The organism is Microbulbifer sp. NBRC 101763 (assembly GCF_040371615.1).
Taxonomy (GTDB): domain Bacteria; phylum Pseudomonadota; class Gammaproteobacteria; order Pseudomonadales; family Cellvibrionaceae; genus Microbulbifer; species Microbulbifer variabilis.
In genome coordinates this window covers 469850-486319 of sequence record NZ_BAABQV010000006.1, presented here as the reverse complement: position 1 = coordinate 486319, position 16470 = coordinate 469850, and the positions used below count along the sequence as shown (strand labels likewise).

The 16470-nt window shown below is 53.1% G+C and carries 15 protein-coding genes and 3 tRNA genes; 3 read left to right on the top strand and 15 right to left on the bottom strand.

Annotation, left to right across the window (positions count from 1 at the left end):
- Positions 1 to 186: 186 nt before the first annotated feature.
- The 7 genes from ABWV76_RS17355 to ABWV76_RS17325 all read right to left on the bottom strand — a co-directional run bounded on the left by ABWV76_RS17355 (position 187) and on the right by ABWV76_RS17325 (position 3666).
- Positions 187 to 663 (bottom strand): hypothetical protein, encoded by a 477-nt coding sequence (locus tag ABWV76_RS17355; RefSeq protein WP_353376752.1) that lies wholly within the window; start codon positions 661 to 663, stop codon positions 187 to 189.
- 112 nt (positions 664 to 775) lie between these two features.
- On the bottom strand, positions 776 to 1105 hold the full coding sequence (locus tag ABWV76_RS17350; protein ID WP_353376751.1) for a DUF2185 domain-containing protein: 330 nt from the start codon (positions 1103 to 1105) through the stop codon (positions 776 to 778).
- A 498-nt stretch (positions 1106 to 1603) separates the two neighbouring features.
- Entirely contained in the window at positions 1604 to 1969 is a 366-nt protein-coding gene (locus ABWV76_RS17345; RefSeq protein WP_353376750.1) for a hypothetical protein, read from the bottom strand.
- Positions 1970 to 2525: 556 nt separating this feature from the next.
- Positions 2526 to 3026 carry a hypothetical protein gene (locus tag ABWV76_RS17340; protein WP_353376749.1) on the bottom strand — a complete coding sequence of 167 codons (501 nt, stop codon included), beginning with the start codon at positions 3024 to 3026 and terminating at the stop codon, positions 2526 to 2528.
- Positions 3027 to 3303: 277 nt separating this feature from the next.
- A tRNA-His gene (locus ABWV76_RS17335) sits at positions 3304 to 3379 on the bottom strand.
- A 115-nt stretch (positions 3380 to 3494) separates the two neighbouring features.
- A tRNA-Arg gene (locus ABWV76_RS17330) sits at positions 3495 to 3571 on the bottom strand.
- Positions 3572 to 3589: 18 nt separating this feature from the next.
- Positions 3590 to 3666, bottom strand: a tRNA-Pro gene (locus tag ABWV76_RS17325).
- A gap of 340 nt (positions 3667 to 4006) precedes the next feature.
- Between ABWV76_RS17325 and folD the strand changes: the two genes are divergently transcribed.
- The 3 genes from folD to ABWV76_RS17310 are packed head-to-tail and all read left to right on the top strand — an operon-like array spanning position 4007 to position 6568.
- Entirely contained in the window at positions 4007 to 4852 is an 846-nt protein-coding gene (folD, locus tag ABWV76_RS17320; RefSeq protein WP_020413159.1) for a bifunctional methylenetetrahydrofolate dehydrogenase/methenyltetrahydrofolate cyclohydrolase FolD, read from the top strand.
- Positions 4845 to 5549: a 16S rRNA pseudouridine(516) synthase RsuA gene (gene rsuA, locus ABWV76_RS17315; RefSeq protein WP_020413160.1), complete on the top strand. Its 705-nt coding sequence runs from the start codon at positions 4845 to 4847 to the stop codon at positions 5547 to 5549. The genes folD and rsuA overlap by 8 nt, the downstream gene beginning before the upstream one ends.
- 5 nt (positions 5550 to 5554) lie before the next feature.
- Positions 5555 to 6568, top strand: a complete 1014-nt coding sequence (locus ABWV76_RS17310) for a class I SAM-dependent methyltransferase (protein ID WP_353376748.1) — start codon at positions 5555 to 5557, stop codon at positions 6566 to 6568.
- Between the two features lie 54 nt (positions 6569 to 6622).
- Here the strand turns inward: ABWV76_RS17310 and ABWV76_RS17305 are convergent, their stop codons facing one another.
- The 8 genes from ABWV76_RS17305 to ABWV76_RS17270 all read right to left on the bottom strand — a co-directional run bounded on the left by ABWV76_RS17305 (position 6623) and on the right by ABWV76_RS17270 (position 16459).
- The gene (locus tag ABWV76_RS17305) at positions 6623 to 7078 is read right to left on the bottom strand and encodes a hypothetical protein (protein WP_020413162.1); all 456 of its coding nucleotides are present in this window, start codon (positions 7076 to 7078) and stop codon (positions 6623 to 6625) included.
- A 170-nt stretch (positions 7079 to 7248) separates the two neighbouring features.
- Positions 7249 to 7995 (bottom strand): spermine/spermidine synthase domain-containing protein, encoded by a 747-nt coding sequence (locus ABWV76_RS17300; protein ID WP_020413163.1) that lies wholly within the window; start codon positions 7993 to 7995, stop codon positions 7249 to 7251.
- Entirely contained in the window at positions 7995 to 8465 is a 471-nt protein-coding gene (gene msrC / locus ABWV76_RS17295; protein ID WP_020413164.1) for a free L-methionine (R)-S-oxide reductase MsrC, read from the bottom strand. Before msrC ends, ABWV76_RS17300 begins: the two co-directional genes overlap by 1 nt.
- A 140-nt stretch (positions 8466 to 8605) precedes the next feature.
- Positions 8606 to 9058, bottom strand: coding sequence for a hypothetical protein (locus tag ABWV76_RS17290; protein WP_020413165.1), 453 nt, complete (start codon positions 9056 to 9058; stop codon positions 8606 to 8608).
- Between the two features lie 168 nt (positions 9059 to 9226).
- On the bottom strand, positions 9227 to 10429 hold the full coding sequence (locus tag ABWV76_RS17285) for a Wadjet anti-phage system protein JetD domain-containing protein (RefSeq protein ID WP_353376747.1): 1203 nt from the start codon (positions 10427 to 10429) through the stop codon (positions 9227 to 9229).
- Between the two features lie 42 nt (positions 10430 to 10471).
- A complete protein-coding gene (locus tag ABWV76_RS17280) occupies positions 10472 to 14119 on the bottom strand; it encodes an ATP-binding protein (protein WP_353376746.1) in 3648 nt (1215 codons plus the stop codon).
- Positions 14120 to 14274: 155 nt separating this feature from the next.
- A complete protein-coding gene (locus ABWV76_RS17275; protein WP_353376745.1) occupies positions 14275 to 15039 on the bottom strand; it encodes a DUF4194 domain-containing protein in 765 nt (254 codons plus the stop codon).
- The gene (locus tag ABWV76_RS17270; RefSeq protein WP_020413169.1) at positions 15032 to 16459 is read right to left on the bottom strand and encodes a Wadjet anti-phage system protein JetA family protein; all 1428 of its coding nucleotides are present in this window, start codon (positions 16457 to 16459) and stop codon (positions 15032 to 15034) included. The genes ABWV76_RS17275 and ABWV76_RS17270 overlap by 8 nt, the downstream gene beginning before the upstream one ends.
- Positions 16460 to 16470 lie beyond the last annotated feature (11 nt).

Genomic DNA, 16470 nt, shown 5'->3' with positions numbered 1-16470 from the left:
TTATAGCGGCATAGATCAGTAAGATGACGAGTACAGTACCATTGGCGAATTTGGAAAACTTTGACTTTCCAAGTGTGATGAATGGTTTCCTTTCTTTAGCCATTTCTTTCCTCATAGGGTTAACGCCGTTATAACCGGCGCAGCTTTGCTGCGTCCGGCGCCGAAGGCGCGTAGTTGATAACCTTGTTATACGTTTTCATGTGCCGCCCACCCTTCTGGTGCCCACACAGCTAAACCACCGTCGGGGCATGCAACCACCAACCATTGCTCACTATCGTTGCCAAAGTTGGTTAAGCCAGCAGTCCATGGCTCGTACTGCTCATCTTTGCCGTGTATAAAAAGAACTTTACCACTTTTAAAATGAACAACTAAATGTGGCCACGGGGAAAGGATTTCTATTTTTTCTACTTTCTCTCCTCGCAGCTTATGAATTGCTAACTCTTCCTCTTCTTGAGTCAACTCCTCAAAGCTCCCAGGGTATTCTTTTGGCAAGGAATCAAACACTACCCATTCTGAAGTGAGGTTAATGTAACCTTCTTGCGAAATTTTTGCTGGTCCATCCAGAAGAATCTGAGGGGTAAAGAAGCGCAGCCCATTCACTGCACTACCACAGAACAACCTGTTTAAAACTGACTCAGCTAATTCTCTATCTCGTTCTTCCATGGTGGTTTACGTATAACGCCCCGCTAAACGGCGAGCGAAGCAACGCGTAGCGAGTCCAGTGGAGGCCGTGCTTTTTGCGGCCGGAACGATGTTTGAGCGGTTTGTTATGTTTTTAATCTTCAATTTCTACCAGCTTTCCTTCAGAATTTCTCTCAAATGCCGAGCCATATGGCGCGTCAAGAAATTCAGTAATGTCGGGTGAGTAATTGGCGATAGTATTAACATCATATATTTCATGGTTCGCGGGATCATCCATATACTTCTGTGATTCTTTTCCCCACATGAAACACCAGCCGCTGTCCATTTCATTTCTTGGCTCTTCGCGATACATATAGCCAACTTTCTTGCCATGGACAGTAATCATATCTGTGGCAATGCAGCCACCATATCCAACAGCGATATCTTTAAATTCGCCTGGCTTTATCTTGAAGTCTTTAGTCATTTTTCAAATCTCGGATGAAACATAACAGTTTATTAAAGAGCCAGTGGCTCACTATCTATTTGGCCACTATTACTAGGATGGGACCTCCAAGCTCCGAAAAAAAGCCTTTATTTACAGGGAAAAAGTCTGAGCAGCCAACTAAAGCTGAAAAAGCGATAGCAAGGGCACCATAGATAGACCGTGACGACCGACTTCTAGAAAAAAGCATCCTTACCTAAACCCCATCATTTTTTTGTTTTGCAACCAAGGCAAATGGAATGGCGATTGGCCCTAGAAGCCCCCCATAAAAGCCCCGAATACTTCATTTAAATGACGTTTTCGCGCGATCGAAGCAAAAATAATCATGCTGGTAAGGACCAAAATAAATATAAGACTCATCATGTCATATTTCCTCTATAAGTAACGGTTCCCCGCTCGGACATTTAACGCCTGGCGCACAGGCAAAGCACTCAGTGCTTTGTCCAGCCACACGAAGTGTGGATATTGTGCCGCCACATGTTAAGTGTTGATGTACTGCCTGTACTCTTCATGGACATCATTGTCTATTTCCACACCACTGTTACCGCCATACAGACGGTCATTTTTATCTTTACGGGGCCCGGATATCCAATAGTGGTCACCAGACTCGACCTCGAAGTAATTTGCTTTAAAGCCACTACCTTTAAGGCTTTGAAATTTCATTCCTCGATAGTAAAGCGTTTTTCCTGACTTTGATAAGTAAACACGACCAATACGAGCCTCACCTTCTAGGCCGTCCGACTTATCTTCGATATACATTATTTTAGAGCGAGACAGCTTGAATTCTGAGGGAAGTTTCTCTCCCTCAAATTCTCGCTCTTCTTGCTTTCCTTGATGTCTACTCATGGATTTTACACTTAACAGTTTATTAAAGAGCCAGTGGCTCACTATCCATTTGGCCACTATTACTAGGATGGGACCTCCAAGCTCCGAAAAAAAGCCTTTATTTACAACGGGTTATAAATTTTTGTCTAAATAGCAACCAGTGATAGTGAGCCATTGGCTCAAGTCGCCTGGCTCAACCTCCCGCCCTTGAACACATTTTACCTCCAATTAAATCAGTGAGTTAGAGGGGATCTTTCTGCGGATGTAAGCCATGGCTCTATAATTCGGGCCTTCGCACCAGCGATATGCCCTCTCTGCTACTGAAAACATCGGCGAGTAATACCCACTAGGTAGGGCCATCGCCGTAATCGAACTTTGCACAGGTAGAAGGTTTACCACTTCAACTATATAGCTTGCCACTATATCGGCCGCGTGATCGGCGACGCTTACCGGCTGGCCTGCATCAGTCTGTACGTTGTTTTGATCATCGATTAAGGCAAAAGATAAAACGCATCTCAGATTTCGAAGGCGATAAGCAGAAATTCAGCGGATATAAAACTCACTACATGATATGGCGCTACAACCACACCGTAGATAAAGTTATTTCACTCAACAAGGCGATAATTAAGAGTAAAAGGGACACGCCAACGGGTAGCAGATAAAAAATCTTACTGGGAGCGGATAATTTCCAATGACACTTTTGGTGAATTCTTGAAGCCCTATCGAGCCTTCTTGCATAGTCCGAGAAATCTATCTCATCATTCTCCAGCTCTTTGCAGTAGTCAAATTCAAGATCATATTTGCCTGAAGAAGGTATCAAAACATAATGCATAACGTTCCAATCCCCCATTTCATTTTCCAGGTAGAACGCCTTTAAATCTTTTACAAGCCCGGCGAGTTTCAAAGGCGTGCCGGGAGAAAATGTGAAGCCTTTCCCCTTTCTAAACCTTCCGGTCCATGCAGAAATCAAAAAAGTATCTACAAATCTCCCAAACAGAACATGAACCTCCCCGAAAACATCAGGAGCCTCATTAAATAGTAACTGCCCTATTTCAGCATATATTTCTTTGTCTTTCATTCAGAAACCCATCGCAGAAAATTTGAACAGCGGCCTAGGCTTCCACATCAAACATTGGCGGCATTTTTCTCTCTACAGAAAACTCATCGTAACTAAGAATATTGACGCCTGAAAGAACCACTTCTGAGTACCAAAAGCACTGGATAAATATCCAATCCGGGAAGCGGGAAAAATCGATTGTGGTAAAAATTACCCCCTCGAATTACCCCTCAAAGGCCCAAAACGAAAAACCCCGCACTAAGCGAGGTTTTAAGTCCTTGAAAAACAAGGAAGAATCTGGGGTGGCCGACGGGGATCGAACCCGCGACCTCAGGAGCCACAATCCTGTGCTCTACCAACTGAGCTACGGCCACCATAGTAGTGATATACTTCAGCACCTTGTGGCAGTACTGAGTTCCGGATATCTCTTGCAGCCAATCTGGCTTCAGACTGAGTCCTTTTTGCCAAACCAGCACCATCTAGTGAAGATGGCACGCCCGGCAGGACTCGAACCTGCGACCATCCGCTTAGAAGGCGGATGCTCTATCCAGCTGAGCTACGGGCGCAAGGTGAACCCGGAAAATTGGTCGGGGCAGAGGGATTCGAACCCCCGACATCCTGCTCCCAAAGCAGGCGCGCTACCAGACTGCGCTATGCCCCGTTTTTCCAATCATTCGCACTTCTTTGATCTTGCTTACCGCCCTTGGGGTGGTTGTTTAGATCGCTGCATTTGCGAAGTGCGCGCATAGTACTGATACCCCAGGCCTGTGTCAACGCTTCTAAGCTATTATTTTTTAAGAAGTTTATCCTTTTGCCTCTCAAGGGCCTGAAGTGGCGAAATTATTTCCAACCTGTGCGAAAATGGCGCACTTCGCGAATCCGACCGGATAAAAAGTAAGCAGCTCGAAAGCCGCCTGCTTCCGCCCTTCTATATAAAGTAGGTGCTGGAGCAGACTCCGGTCTATTTAGCACTCGATTTTTTATTGTTAGAGATAGCATCTATGTCTGCATTGGTTCTGGACGGCAAGGCCCTGGCACAGAAAACTGAAGAGGAACTTTCGGCTCGGGTAGCCGCACTGAAGGAGAAGAGTGGTGGCCAAACGCCAATCCTGGCTACCATCCTGGTGGGTGATGACCCCGCTTCCGCCACTTACGTAAAGATGAAAGGCAATGCCTGCCGCCGTATCGGCATGGATTCCATGCAGGTGGAACTGCCCTCCTCCACCACTACTGAGCAGCTGCTCGCCAAGATCGAAGAACTGAACACCAACCCCAACGTCCACGGCATTCTGTTGCAGCACCCGGTACCGGCACAGATCGACGAGCGCGCCTGCTTCGACGCTATCAGCCTGGATAAGGATGTTGATGGCGTAACTTGTCTGGGCTTTGGTCGTATGGCCATGGGTGAAGAAGCCTATGGCTGTGCAACTCCAAAAGGCATTATGCGCTTGCTGGAAGCCTACAATATTGAACTGGAAGGCAAGCATGCCGTGGTTGTAGGTCGCAGCCCCATCTTAGGCAAGCCAATGGCGGCCATGCTGCTAAACGCCAACGCTACCGTCACCATCTGTCATTCGCGAACCAAAGATCTGGCCGATCATATCCGCCGCGCAGATATCGTAGTGGGCGCCGTAGGCAAGCCGGAATTTATCAAGGCGGAGTGGATTAAGGACGGCGCAGTGGTTGTCGATGCCGGCTACCATCCAGGCGGTGTGGGCGATATCGAGCTTGGCCCGTTGATTGATCGCGCTGCCGCCTACACCCCGGTGCCCGGCGGTGTTGGCCCTATGACCATCAATACCCTTATCTACCAATCTGTCGATTCCGGTGAACGTAAGATTGGCTAGTTTTATACGATTGGATAAGGCGGTCAGCCAGGTGACTGACCTCTCCCGCTCCGACGTCAAGCGCGCCGCCAAAGCGGAGCGCATCAGTGTGAATGGCGAGATAGTCACCGACCCAGCCGCCAAGGTACAGGCCGGCGATGCACTGTACCTGGATGGCGAGCCCCTGCACGAGCCGGGGCCACGCTACATTATGTTGAACAAACCTCTGGGCTATGTGAGCGCAACCAAAGATGGCGAACACCCTACGGTACTGGACCTGATTGACGAGCCCAACAAATCCAAACTGCATATTGCCGGGCGCCTGGATATCGATACCACCGGGCTGGTCCTGCTCACCGACGATGGCCAGTGGTCCCATAAAGTGACCTCACCAAACCATCATTGTGATAAAACCTACTACGCCATGCTGGCAGAGAGAATTGAGGAGGATGCGGTGGCAAAGTTTGCCAAGGGCATCTGGCTCAACAACGAAAAGAAGAGAACCAAACCGGCCAAGCTTGAGATTCTCTATGCCAACGAGGTCCGCCTCACCATTGGTGAGGGCCGCTATCATCAGGTAAAACGTATGTTCGCCGCTTTGGGTAACCGGGTACTAGAGCTACACCGGGAGAGAATCGGCGACATCTCCCTCGATGAAGAACTCCAAGAAGGCGAATATCGCCTCCTAACCCCTGAAGAAATCGCCTCGGTACAATAAACAATATGTCTGCCCTTCTCCTACAGGAACTCCTCCAGGCACCCAGAGAAACCCTGTGGATCGCCGATGAAAACAGTAAATCCCTGCTGCAGCCGGGATTTCACTTTGATGGTGACCTGCTCAGTAATCGCTGGGATATTGCTGAGCAGGCAGAGGGCAAAGTGGCCCGCAGCTTCTTTAACGACTTCCACTTTGGGGAACCGGACCGCAACTATCGCCGCATCGTTTATTCGGTCTCCAAAGAAAAGGCGGTAGTTCATCACATCATCAACCAGGCTCCACACTTTCTCGGCGAAGGCGGCGAGCTGGTATTGCTTGGGGGAAAACAGAGCGGCATCAAAAGCTATGCGGCTAAAGTAGCTGAGCGCCTTGGCACTGCTAAACAACTGCAAAAACACGGCAATGACTATTCCAGTACTAACCGAGTGGATCACCCAAGTGCAGAGGAGCTAGTTGGCGAACTGGATTACCCGCAACTACGCAGTCTGCCGGAGCTCAACGGCCTGTACAGCAAACCTGGCCTGTTCGGCTGGAACAAGATCGACAAAGGTAGCGCGCTGCTGGCCCAACAATTCACCACCGAACTGCCGAAACCTGGCGCCCGCGTCGTGGACCTGGGGTGCGGCTACGGCTATCTCAGTGCCCAGCTGGCCCCCTTAGGCGAATTCCACTTTACCGGCACCGATAACAATGCCGCTGCTCTACTGGCCTGCGAAAAGAATTTCCGCGAGCTGGGTATAAAGGGCGTGGTATTGCCTTCAGATGCCGGTTCTGAGTTGGAAGGCGGAATCGCAGATTTGGTGCTCTGTAATCCGCCCTTTCACCAAGGGTTCCAGGTTGAAGGCGACCTCACTGACCGTTTCCTACAGCACAGCGCGCGGATACTTAAAATTACCGGCTCAGCACTTTTTGTGGTGAATGAGTTTATTCCTTTGGCAAAGAAGGGACCGCACTACTTCTCTGATGTGCGGCTAATCACCAAAGAGAAAGGGTTCTGCGTGTACCGCCTCCGCCCTTAGAGCGCAGGCGATACGGATAACAGGAAAAGCAGTCGCCAGGGCAGGATTGCGATCCTAATAATCGCGTAAATTGAAGAGGTTCATCGAAAGCGTGTGTTCCTCGAGCTCCTCAAGCTGGCGCAAACGTTCGAAAGCTTCCCGTGCCGAGGGCGTTTCTGCACCCTGCGCCAAGTCACGATATTGATCCGCCAGGTAAATCTCGATATCCATAGCCAATTTGGCAATGTCGTCGAGGTTTTCAATATCGATACTTCGCAGTCGCTGCAGGAATTCTTTCTCGCGCCCTTCGGGAGCAAATTGCACCCAAGTATGCAGAGCACCTGGGGGAAGATCTGCATGGAAGTTCTCCAGCGAGTGCTTCATGGAGTCTTCCCGTCGTCGAAGCTGATCCAAAAGTAGCTCGACCCGTTTATTGGTGGCGAGCTGCTCATACTCTTCATATTGCAGCGCCAGCTTGGCATGAAAGTCCCTTCCTTCCTGGATCACTTCCTCAACAGTTTTGTACCGCATCGACCGGTCCCAAAAAAACTACGTCGCTGACTTAAGTATAGGCAGCCGGTGTCAAAGGGCGCCAATCAATATCAGTATTGAGGTGACAGCGTTTTAGGTGACTGGTAAGTATTCCCATATTTGTCACCCTAGTGCCGGAATTGAGTCCTAAGGCGGGCAAAAATTAGTTGTCAACGCAGCCGGCTCATCTTGAAATTGAGGCGTCGGTTGGGGTTGGTTGGATTAATCTTATCTGGTGCGCGGCACTGCAGATCCGCCAAAGGCAAAGCTTTGCGACTGACTGCCAAAATATGATTCTCATACTGAGGCATATACGCCATCCAGGCACCTTTTAATCTCTGGCGCATAGACTGCTGGCGCCAAGCACTGCCCTGCAATTCGTGTTTGTCACCAAAGTTACTCACCAGCACGCCATCCCGGTGTAACAGGCGCATCAGGCTGGAGCACCATTGTCTATTTGCGAGCACCGCGCGCTGCGCCACTCCCTGAGTGTGGCCAAATAAGTCATCGATAACCAGATCAAATGGTTCATTGGAAGGATCATTTAGGTGATCCGCCACATACTCAGTGGCGTCGGCACACACCAGATCGACATTACTCACACGGAAGAAACGCCGGGCAATCTCTAAATGCACAGGGTCCAGATCAACCCCAATAATACGCTTTGCCGAGGTATAAGCCTGCAGTAAGCGAATCAGGGCGCCACCTCCTACACCAAGCAGCAGCACCGAGTTCAAGCGCTTTTCATCAATGAAAAATGCCGGCAGCAGAAGCAGCTCCCAAAGGGAGCCCTTGAGAGGGTCTCGGGGATTCCACTGGGAGTGAAAAACCCCATTACTGTAAAGGCGCACACTGGCACCATGGTTACGCACCTGATAACAGGTACCCCCTACCTGCTTCTGCCACAGTAATGCCATCAGCTTGGCAAATCGGAGGATTTCAGCAGCACCTGTGCAAAGGACTGCAAACCTGTCAGGTCTTCTCGCGTAAAGCGGGCAACGGTGGGACTATCAATATCCAACACACCGAGACAATGGCCATTATTATCGTAAAGCGGAATGACCACTTCAGAGGCAGAAACCGCATCGCAAGCGATATGCCCGGGAAACTGGTGCACATCTTCAACCAATTGGGATTCGCCAGTGGAAACTGCAGTGCCGCAGACACCGGCACCTACCGGGATGCGAGTACATGCCGGTTTGCCCTGGAAGGGCCCCAAGCGCAGCTCTTCGCCATGCAGAAAGTAGAAGCCCGCCCAGTTGATATCTTCCAGCTCCATAAAAAGCAGTGCACTGGCATTGGCAGTATTGGCCAGCCAGTCTCTTTCAGCTGACAGCAGGCCTTCCAGCTGTCCACTCAGAGATGCATAAAATTTATCTAACGACATTGGCCGTATCGCCTCTCACAAACCGTGGCTACATATTGAGTCTGCTACAAACAGCAAACCCGCGAAATACCTAGCGCTATGCGCGCCAAGACGCAGGTATTTTGCGGGCTTTCAATCTGGAATCAATAGCTGAGAACAAATTACTGGTAAGGGTCCAGTACCTCCTGCCCCCCAGATTCCTCCTGATATTGGTCTGCATCTATGGTCGGGCGGGACCACTCGCTGTCCTGCTCTGCATTACCATTATTAGATTGGATGGCGGGTGGTGCTGTAGTGACATCGGAGGTAACCAAGCCGCTGGACTTTCTTTCATATCGTTTTTCCACCACAGGCTTAGGCGGCGTGGAAGGTGTGCTCTCTCGGCGGATACGACTGGCCATAGTTCTCAGATTCGGGCGGCGACGCTCGGCAAGCTTCACTGCCTCCAGCTCGCTGTTAAGTCGATTGACCTCCGCTTGCAAGTCGCCCATCTGCGCCTGTAGCTCAGTAATCTGGGTCAGGACGCCTTTTACTTTACGACTTTCCTTCTCGTACAAAACAGCGGCGCCGCCAAAGGCCAAAACGAAAATGACCAAAATGGAAAACTGACGCATAAAATCTCCAGAAACATCCCTTCTTATTTTTGAAGGGCATTTTTACAGCAAATTTTCTGTATCTTCCGAGATATTGCGCATAAAAAACAAGTTCAAAAGCCTGCCAAAGCCTTGATAGTCACCATTCCATAAAAACGAACAATTAAAATTTATCGGATAGCGACATATTCACACCAATGTCCCGGCCAGCTCCCCAATCTCAACCGCCTCCTGATCCACATAGCGATTGCTGCCCGAAATTGCTGGCAGCAGAGTGCTATCTGCGTATTGGCAACCAATCGCTTGCACCAGCTTTTGCCCCACCTTTTCCGCCTGCTCCGGAGCATGGGCTTTTCCCGTGCGCAAAAAATGCAGTAACAGATCGTAGCCCGGGCGCCAGCACTGCAAGTCGGGAAAGCTCTTTCTCAGCGCTGCGGCAATCCGCAATCCTTCATAGTCCAGATCCCCCCAGAAAAATGTTGGAACCGTTCGGGACTCCCCATCGTGCCACCAGCTAAGGAATTGCTGCCGGATATTTTCACTAACCACATTAATAGTGCTGAAGCGCACCCTCGCCCCATTGCGAATCCGTTCTGCGCCGCCCTGGTAGCCCTCGCTATAAACCAGCGCAGCACGACTGGGTTGCAGCTCCGCCAGGCTAATAAAAGTGTCCTGGTTTTCGATAAAAATGACCTGTTCAAATTGTCTGGGCAGGTAGGCGTGGAGTAAAAGCTGGCGCTCCTGGATTTTACGGCTCAGGTCAGGATAGAGGTTACGTACCAAAGATTGACGGCTGGGTAATTCCAGGTATTTGGAATCCCCTTTAAAACAGCGTGCGGCCAATTGTCGCCAGGAAATTTTATCGGCAAAGATCAGCTCTTTGCCGACGGACACCCAGCAAGCAATAATTTCTTCGACGGAATCAAACCCCGGTTGGAGTTCCAAGCCTTCGAGGGGAAAAGCGGCGGGATTTTCAAAGCGGTCGGCATAGGGTTCCAGCAGGCTGGTCCAGGCGGATTGGCGAACAGTGGGGGATGGGCGATTGAGCCACAGGCGCAGCTGTTCCTCGCTGGCATCCCGAAAAATCAATTGGGCCCCCTGCCACTCGGTAATGCCCGGCCGCCTTTTCGGATTCGGTTTCACCGTAAAACACTGGTATTCCCGCGCAAAGTGCTGCAATTCACTCCACAGCTCCTGCTCGTCTTGGTCGGGGTCCCTGAGGGGCTCCAACACTTCCAGCCAGCGCTTACTGCCAGCGCGCAAATCCAGCCTGAAACTAATGCGGGCTTCCTTGCCGCGTTCCAGCTGGCTGTCCCGCCGATCCAGAATAAAATTCAGGATGCCGATTAACAGCGGGTTTTCCTCTACCCAATAGGGCAATGTCTTTTCCATCGGTTGCCTCCCTGCCAATGGAGGGGTTTCCCCCGAAAATACCTATCCCTCTACTTCTACCAGGTCCATAAAATCCAGCGACGCCTGCTGGCGAATCGTGCGGCGGTGATTGGCCCAGAGTTCGGCGATACGCTCCTGGTTACACACCTTGCGATCGACATACACCCGCGTGTTCAGCTGGCCGATGGGCTTGGCACTGGGGCACTTGCTGAATACAAACTGATTCGAGATCAGGTCCATAAAAGGCCCCGATTTACTGCTGGGCATAATGAACAGCAGCTGTAGCCCCAGGGTTTCAGTCAGGTAACGGATCACTTCCTTGGAGCGGGACTCATCCATTTTGGAGAAGGCCTCATCCACCAGCACCATTTGCAAATGGCTGCCGCTTTCACCAAAGCGGAAGGCCGAAGTGACCGCTGCGGAGCGGATAATATAAGCCGGCGTTTCCAGCTGACCGCCGGAACCGGTGCCGTACTGACTGAGCGCAATCGGCTCCTTGCCCTCCGGTTCCTTATAGATTTCATAGCTGCGGTAGTTGCGATAGTCGCTGATTCGATCCAGCTCGCGCCGCGCTACCTGCTCGTCTTCACTCAGCAGCATACTCAACAGGCGATCCCGCACCTTGCGGTGCTTGGGCGCCAAGTCTGTGTCGAACAGGCTCTGCTCTTCGCCCAAGTTCGGCAGTTCGATTACCGCCTTAAAGAAACTCCAATATTCCTTGAATTCCGCCACCCACTGGTAGTCGAAACGGAAGCGCTCACGGTCGGCGCCAAAGCGGTGGTGTTCCAGCTCTTTGTTCAGATCATCCAACACGCGCTTACCATCGTTAATGGACTGGTAAATAGCGTGGCACAAGTGGGTTACAAAAGTGGTGTTAAAGGATTTTTTCAATCCCAGCAGTTGATCGTGTCGCTCCACCAGCAGGTTGTTCTTCAGGCGGTTGCGCAGGGTCTCTACCTGATCGCCGAGACCGCTGATCAACTTGAACAAACCATCTTTGTGGCCGCCACTCAAGTCAGGCTCAAACACCAGCGTATCGACGCTGGCACAGGTGGCGTTGTACTCCATCACCGCGCGATCGAGCTGGCGGCTGTATTTCTCCAGCTGTCCCTGCCAACTTTCGATATCCGCTGAGAAGTCGAAGCTGTCGGCGGCGCGCTCTACCTGCTCGTCGGCAGTAACCAGCACTTGCTCGGCATCGAAGGTGGGGTCGATGGCGGTAATACGCCTTACCATTTCCTCGCTGTCACTGGCGGCATCGTCCAGGGATTCCAGCTCGCCAGACAGCGCGTATAAGAGTTTTTCGTTGCTTCTTAGCTTGGTCTCCAGAGAGCCATGCTTGCGCTGGAGGTCCGACAGCTGCTTTTGCTGGTCTTTGAGCTGGGCCTTGAGTTCATCGACCTGCTGCTCGAACTGCTCGAAGTCCTTCAGGTCCAGGTTTTCCAGGGCCCGCTCGGCGCTGCGCCATTCCCGCTGGGCCGCCAGGGCGGAATCCACAATGGACAACAGCTTGATATTCGCCAGTCCGCGCACCGCGTTGGTGACTCGGCGGTAGAGCTGGTGGCGCTCGTTGACGTGGGCGGCCTCTTTCAGCAACTGCTCCATAGCGCGCTGCTGCGCCGCCAGTGCGCGGGCGCGGGCGCCCTGGCCGAAGACCAACTCGGCATCGTCCATATCGCAGCGCCACATGCTGTAGTTGCCACTGGCCATACCGTCGGCAGTCAGGCCCCGACGGGTGCCGCGCAGCTCGTGTTCATCCTCCACCTGTATCACAGCACCGTAGGAGGCGCGCAAATAGTGCTCGGCAGTTTTATGGGTGAACTCCATCAGTTCGATAATGGAGCCCGACGGCGTATCCAGGCGCTCCGCATCGCGACGGGCTTTATCCCCCTGGATCACGCGGGCGCGGTTGTTGCGACCGGGCAGGCTGCGCACGATACGAATCGCGCGGGCCTCGTGTTCCGGCTCCACAATAATCGAGAAGCGCGCGCCGCCCAGATAGCCTTCAATCGCCATCTGCCAGCGCTCATCCAGCACTTCCACATAATCACACAGGACGCGGGGCTCCGCCTCAAGGCACTGCTCGCGAATTGCGGCCAGGGCCGCTTCCACCGATTGGGGGTAGCGCACGCGGTTGGCCTGGAGATGCTGAATGCGGCTCTCCTGGGTGCGCAGCTGCTTTTGCAGCTGCTGCACTTTTTGCTCCCAGCGGGAGGCCTGCTGGGCAATCTGCTCTTTGGGGGAAACCTCATCACTGGCGCCGGCTTTGCCACTGCTATCCAGCAGGTCGAAGAGGCGGTTCTGTAGAGCTTCGCTGCTGGCAGCGCGCTCCCGCAGTGGCTCCAATGCAGCCAGGTCAATCCAGTCCTTACCCAACAACTTGTGCAGATCCGGCAGGTCTTCCTCGCGGGCTACCTGCTTGATCGCCTGCACCAGTGCTTTATCGGAGAAGGCGGGAATTTCCAGCTCGGCGGAAGTGGAGTTGAGCAGGTTTAATAATTCTTCGGCGGCCTCGCGGTTCTCGCGCCAGCGGGCCTCTTCGGCAGACATCGGAGTGTGCTGCTGGGACAGAAGGCTCAGGGCATTGTTAATACGCTGTTCCAGTTCGTCCTTATTGCGCAGCGCATCGATACCCAGGCGCTGGGCTTGAAGCTCTACCAGCTGGCCATTGAGCTGCTCGACGCGCTCGGAGGCGACGCGCACTTCGCGCTCATTGTTGTCCAGATCGCTGCGCAGTTTTTTCTGGTCGTTCTTGCCGCTCAGATAGCTCTTTTGTACCCGCTGCTGGCGGTGGCGCGCGCACAAATATTCCTGCACCCGCAACTGCAACCACTGCTCCCGGTAGAGCTCTACCGACTGGGCGATGGCCTCCAGGGAACTGACCCGCTCCACAATCTGACGGGCTTCCTGTTCCATGCTGTGGATGGTTTTCATCAGTTCGGAAACGGAGCGGATGGCATCACCCAGATCGCGTTTTTCCAACACTTCCTGGGCGACAAAATCGTTGATGCTTTTAACCGGCTTATAGGCCATAAAATTGGCAAAGGTGCGCGCGGCGTGCATGGCCTCGCGATCGGAGACCGCATCGCGGCGTCCACGCAGGGCACCGTAAAGGCGGCGCAGGTAGGCCTTTTTCTTGTCGTACTGCTCTACTTTTTCGAACTGCTTGCTCAGGACCTGGTTGAATTTATCCAGCGGCAGCAAATGTTTGCCATCGGTGTAATCCCGGACAAAATCCCCCATCACCAACTGTTCGCCGGGGAATACGAAAAAGCGCAAATCACTCTGGCGGGCCTGGGCGGGTTTGCTGCTGTTATCCAGGTGTGCGCGAATACCCATCACTGCGGTAAAGGGCTCAGCGTCGTCTTCACCGCTGGTGGGATGAAAAATACCGGCAATGTAACAGTCGGTGGGCTCGACACGGGCATAACTGCCGTCGTCACAACCCAGTACATAGGAAGCTAGCGTCCGCACCTGCTTGCCACCGCGCCCGCGCTGGGTGGTTTCATCCTGTCCCGGGTTAAAGGTAAACAGGGTGTCGTGGGCGGCGGTCATCAATGTCTGGATAGCATCGGCCGCCGTGGTTTTACCGGAACCGTTGCCACCGGAAAACAGGTTGATCGGGCCGAAATCATATTCCAACTGCGGGATATTGCCCCAGTTAATCAGGATCAGTTTTTTTAGGAACATAGTCTTTTCAAAAAAACGGTCTTTTCAAAAGCAGGGTCTTTTTGCAGGCGGGAAGCCGACACCCCTCTCCGAGGCTCCCGGGCGCGATTTACGCAAACCCGGGCGGTCGAATGTTTTCGATTTTTTATAGCCGCTAGTGCGGCCTCTATTTTCAACTAGGAAGCGGCTTCACTCTCAAACAGGCTGTTATCTTCGACTTCTGGAGTGATGCGTTCGAGCGCTTGCTCTTCTTCTGCTTCTTCAGCCTCATCAATTTCATCAGCTTGAGTGGTCCCGCTCTCCACTGCGGGCGGGACTTCGCTGTCGATCAGCTGGTGCAATACCGACTCGCTGACAAAGTGAGCGATGGTCGGGCGTACGCGCAACCAAACCTCCGCACTGGTCTCCACTTCTTCACTGCTGAACTGCACCAAACGCAGCTGGCGCAACTTCTTCAGCAGGTTTTTACGCTCGGCGTGCTTATCCGGCAGGGACATTTTCAGCAGGTTGCGCATGCCCAGTTCCAGGGCTTCCATCGATAGCGCGGCACAGCCGCTCTCATCCACCTGCCCTTCCCGCAGCGCTTTATCGTATTCCACCCGCAGGGCGAGTATCGCGGCCACTTCCTGTTGGCTGAGGCGGGCGCGGAAGCCGCCATGGTGCGGCTCTTCCTGATCCGGCAGACCCGGCACTTCGGCGCCGGGCGGATACACGCGGATAAACTGGAAACGGCTGTCGTGCTGCAAACGCAATCCCAGCGGGGCCAACCACTCGCGCACCAGCTGCTCGCAGCGCTGGAAGCGATCGTAAAGGGTGGTCTCAATTACGCTTTCATCCCGGCAGATAACGCCGTAATCCAACAGGCGCACCAGCAGCTCGGAAAATTCGCTGCGGTTCAGGCGACACTGCGCCAGGGCCTCTTCCAAAGCCTGTTCAATCACTGTTTTTCAGCTCCAGGATATATTCGTCAAATTCGGTGAAATAGTCATTGCTGGCAATTTCACCGGTAAATTTCACCTGCAAGTCGGCGGCGCCGCTCTGGTTCACCGCCGCCGCTTCGATCACATGGCTCATAGCGAGCAGATCACGCGCATCGCGCAATGGCAGGTTGCGGCTATTGATCTGGCGGCCGGTGCCGAGGGCATCACTCAGATAATCGCGCAGGTTACTGTTGTTGAAATTAAACGCTTGGTCGAGCAGTTGTTGCAGCTCGATCTCGCGACGGTTTTCTTCACCGATGGGGGTTTCATCTTCGACCCGGGTATTCACCGGCTGGCGGCGATTGCGCTGCCACAGCTGGGTTTGTTTGGGGTCAAACAGGCGCAGCTGGAAGCCACCTAACTGTTCGCCCAGCTGCTCGAGAATTTGTGTTTTTTGCTGGCTTTCACCGAGGCGCTGGCACAGGTCGGCAAATTCACCTTCGGCCTGGCTGTGCAGGTAGCTGAGCTGGCGGATAATAATATCCGCACGCTTGGTAAAGCCCTGTAGTGCGCGGCGCAAAGCGGGCAACTTCACCTCGCAGGCGCGGCGCATGCGGTCCTCGATGGTATCGAGCATCAGCCACAACAGGGATTGGCCCGGTTGCATCAACTCCGGCAGCAGCTGGCGCAGGCGCTTCTCCCACTCCGCTTTCTGCACATCCTCCTTGCGGCGAATGCAGTCAATCACCCGGTTGATGGAGTCGCGATGTTTTTCCACGCTGTCCGCAGACAGTCGGATAGCCAGGTCCGGCTGGAAGCGGCTCTCCATAAAGGAGAAAAACTCATCGGTGGCCTGTTGCACCAGCAATTGGGCCTCCACCTCCCGCACCATTTCCCGCTTGCGCTCTTCCAGCTCGGCGATCATATCGGTGAAATCCGCCACGATACGTTCGGAGTATTCCCAGGCATCGATCAAGTCGTGGATTTCACCTCGGCTGGCAAAGGCTTCCAGGGCATTTAAGGTATTGCGGGTATTGCGGTGGCGGGTGCGCACGCGGGTGCCGTTCACTTCAACCAGCGGCTGAGTAAAAAGGCGGCCCCGGCGGCTAAACGGATAGGTGGCGGTGAGCGTGGCGCTGTCCACCTGCTTCTCCAACCAACCGAACTCCACCAGGCTGTTCAGTACCCAGACGGCCTGATCGCGCAGGTTGCGGAAGCGGCCCTCGGGGTCCTGCACTCCATCTTCACTATCGAGTTGGGGCGCGCGGGTCAGGGCCTCGGCAAAAATTTCCAGGATCTGCTCGCGCAGCAAAGACTCACCGTAGTCAGCCTTGGCGGTGTACAGACGCTCATACAAAAGACGCAAGCACTCAACCACCTGCTCGCGGTACTTACCGGTCAGCGGGCGGAAGAAGTGCTGGTAGGAATCGACGAAGAACAACGACTATAGGC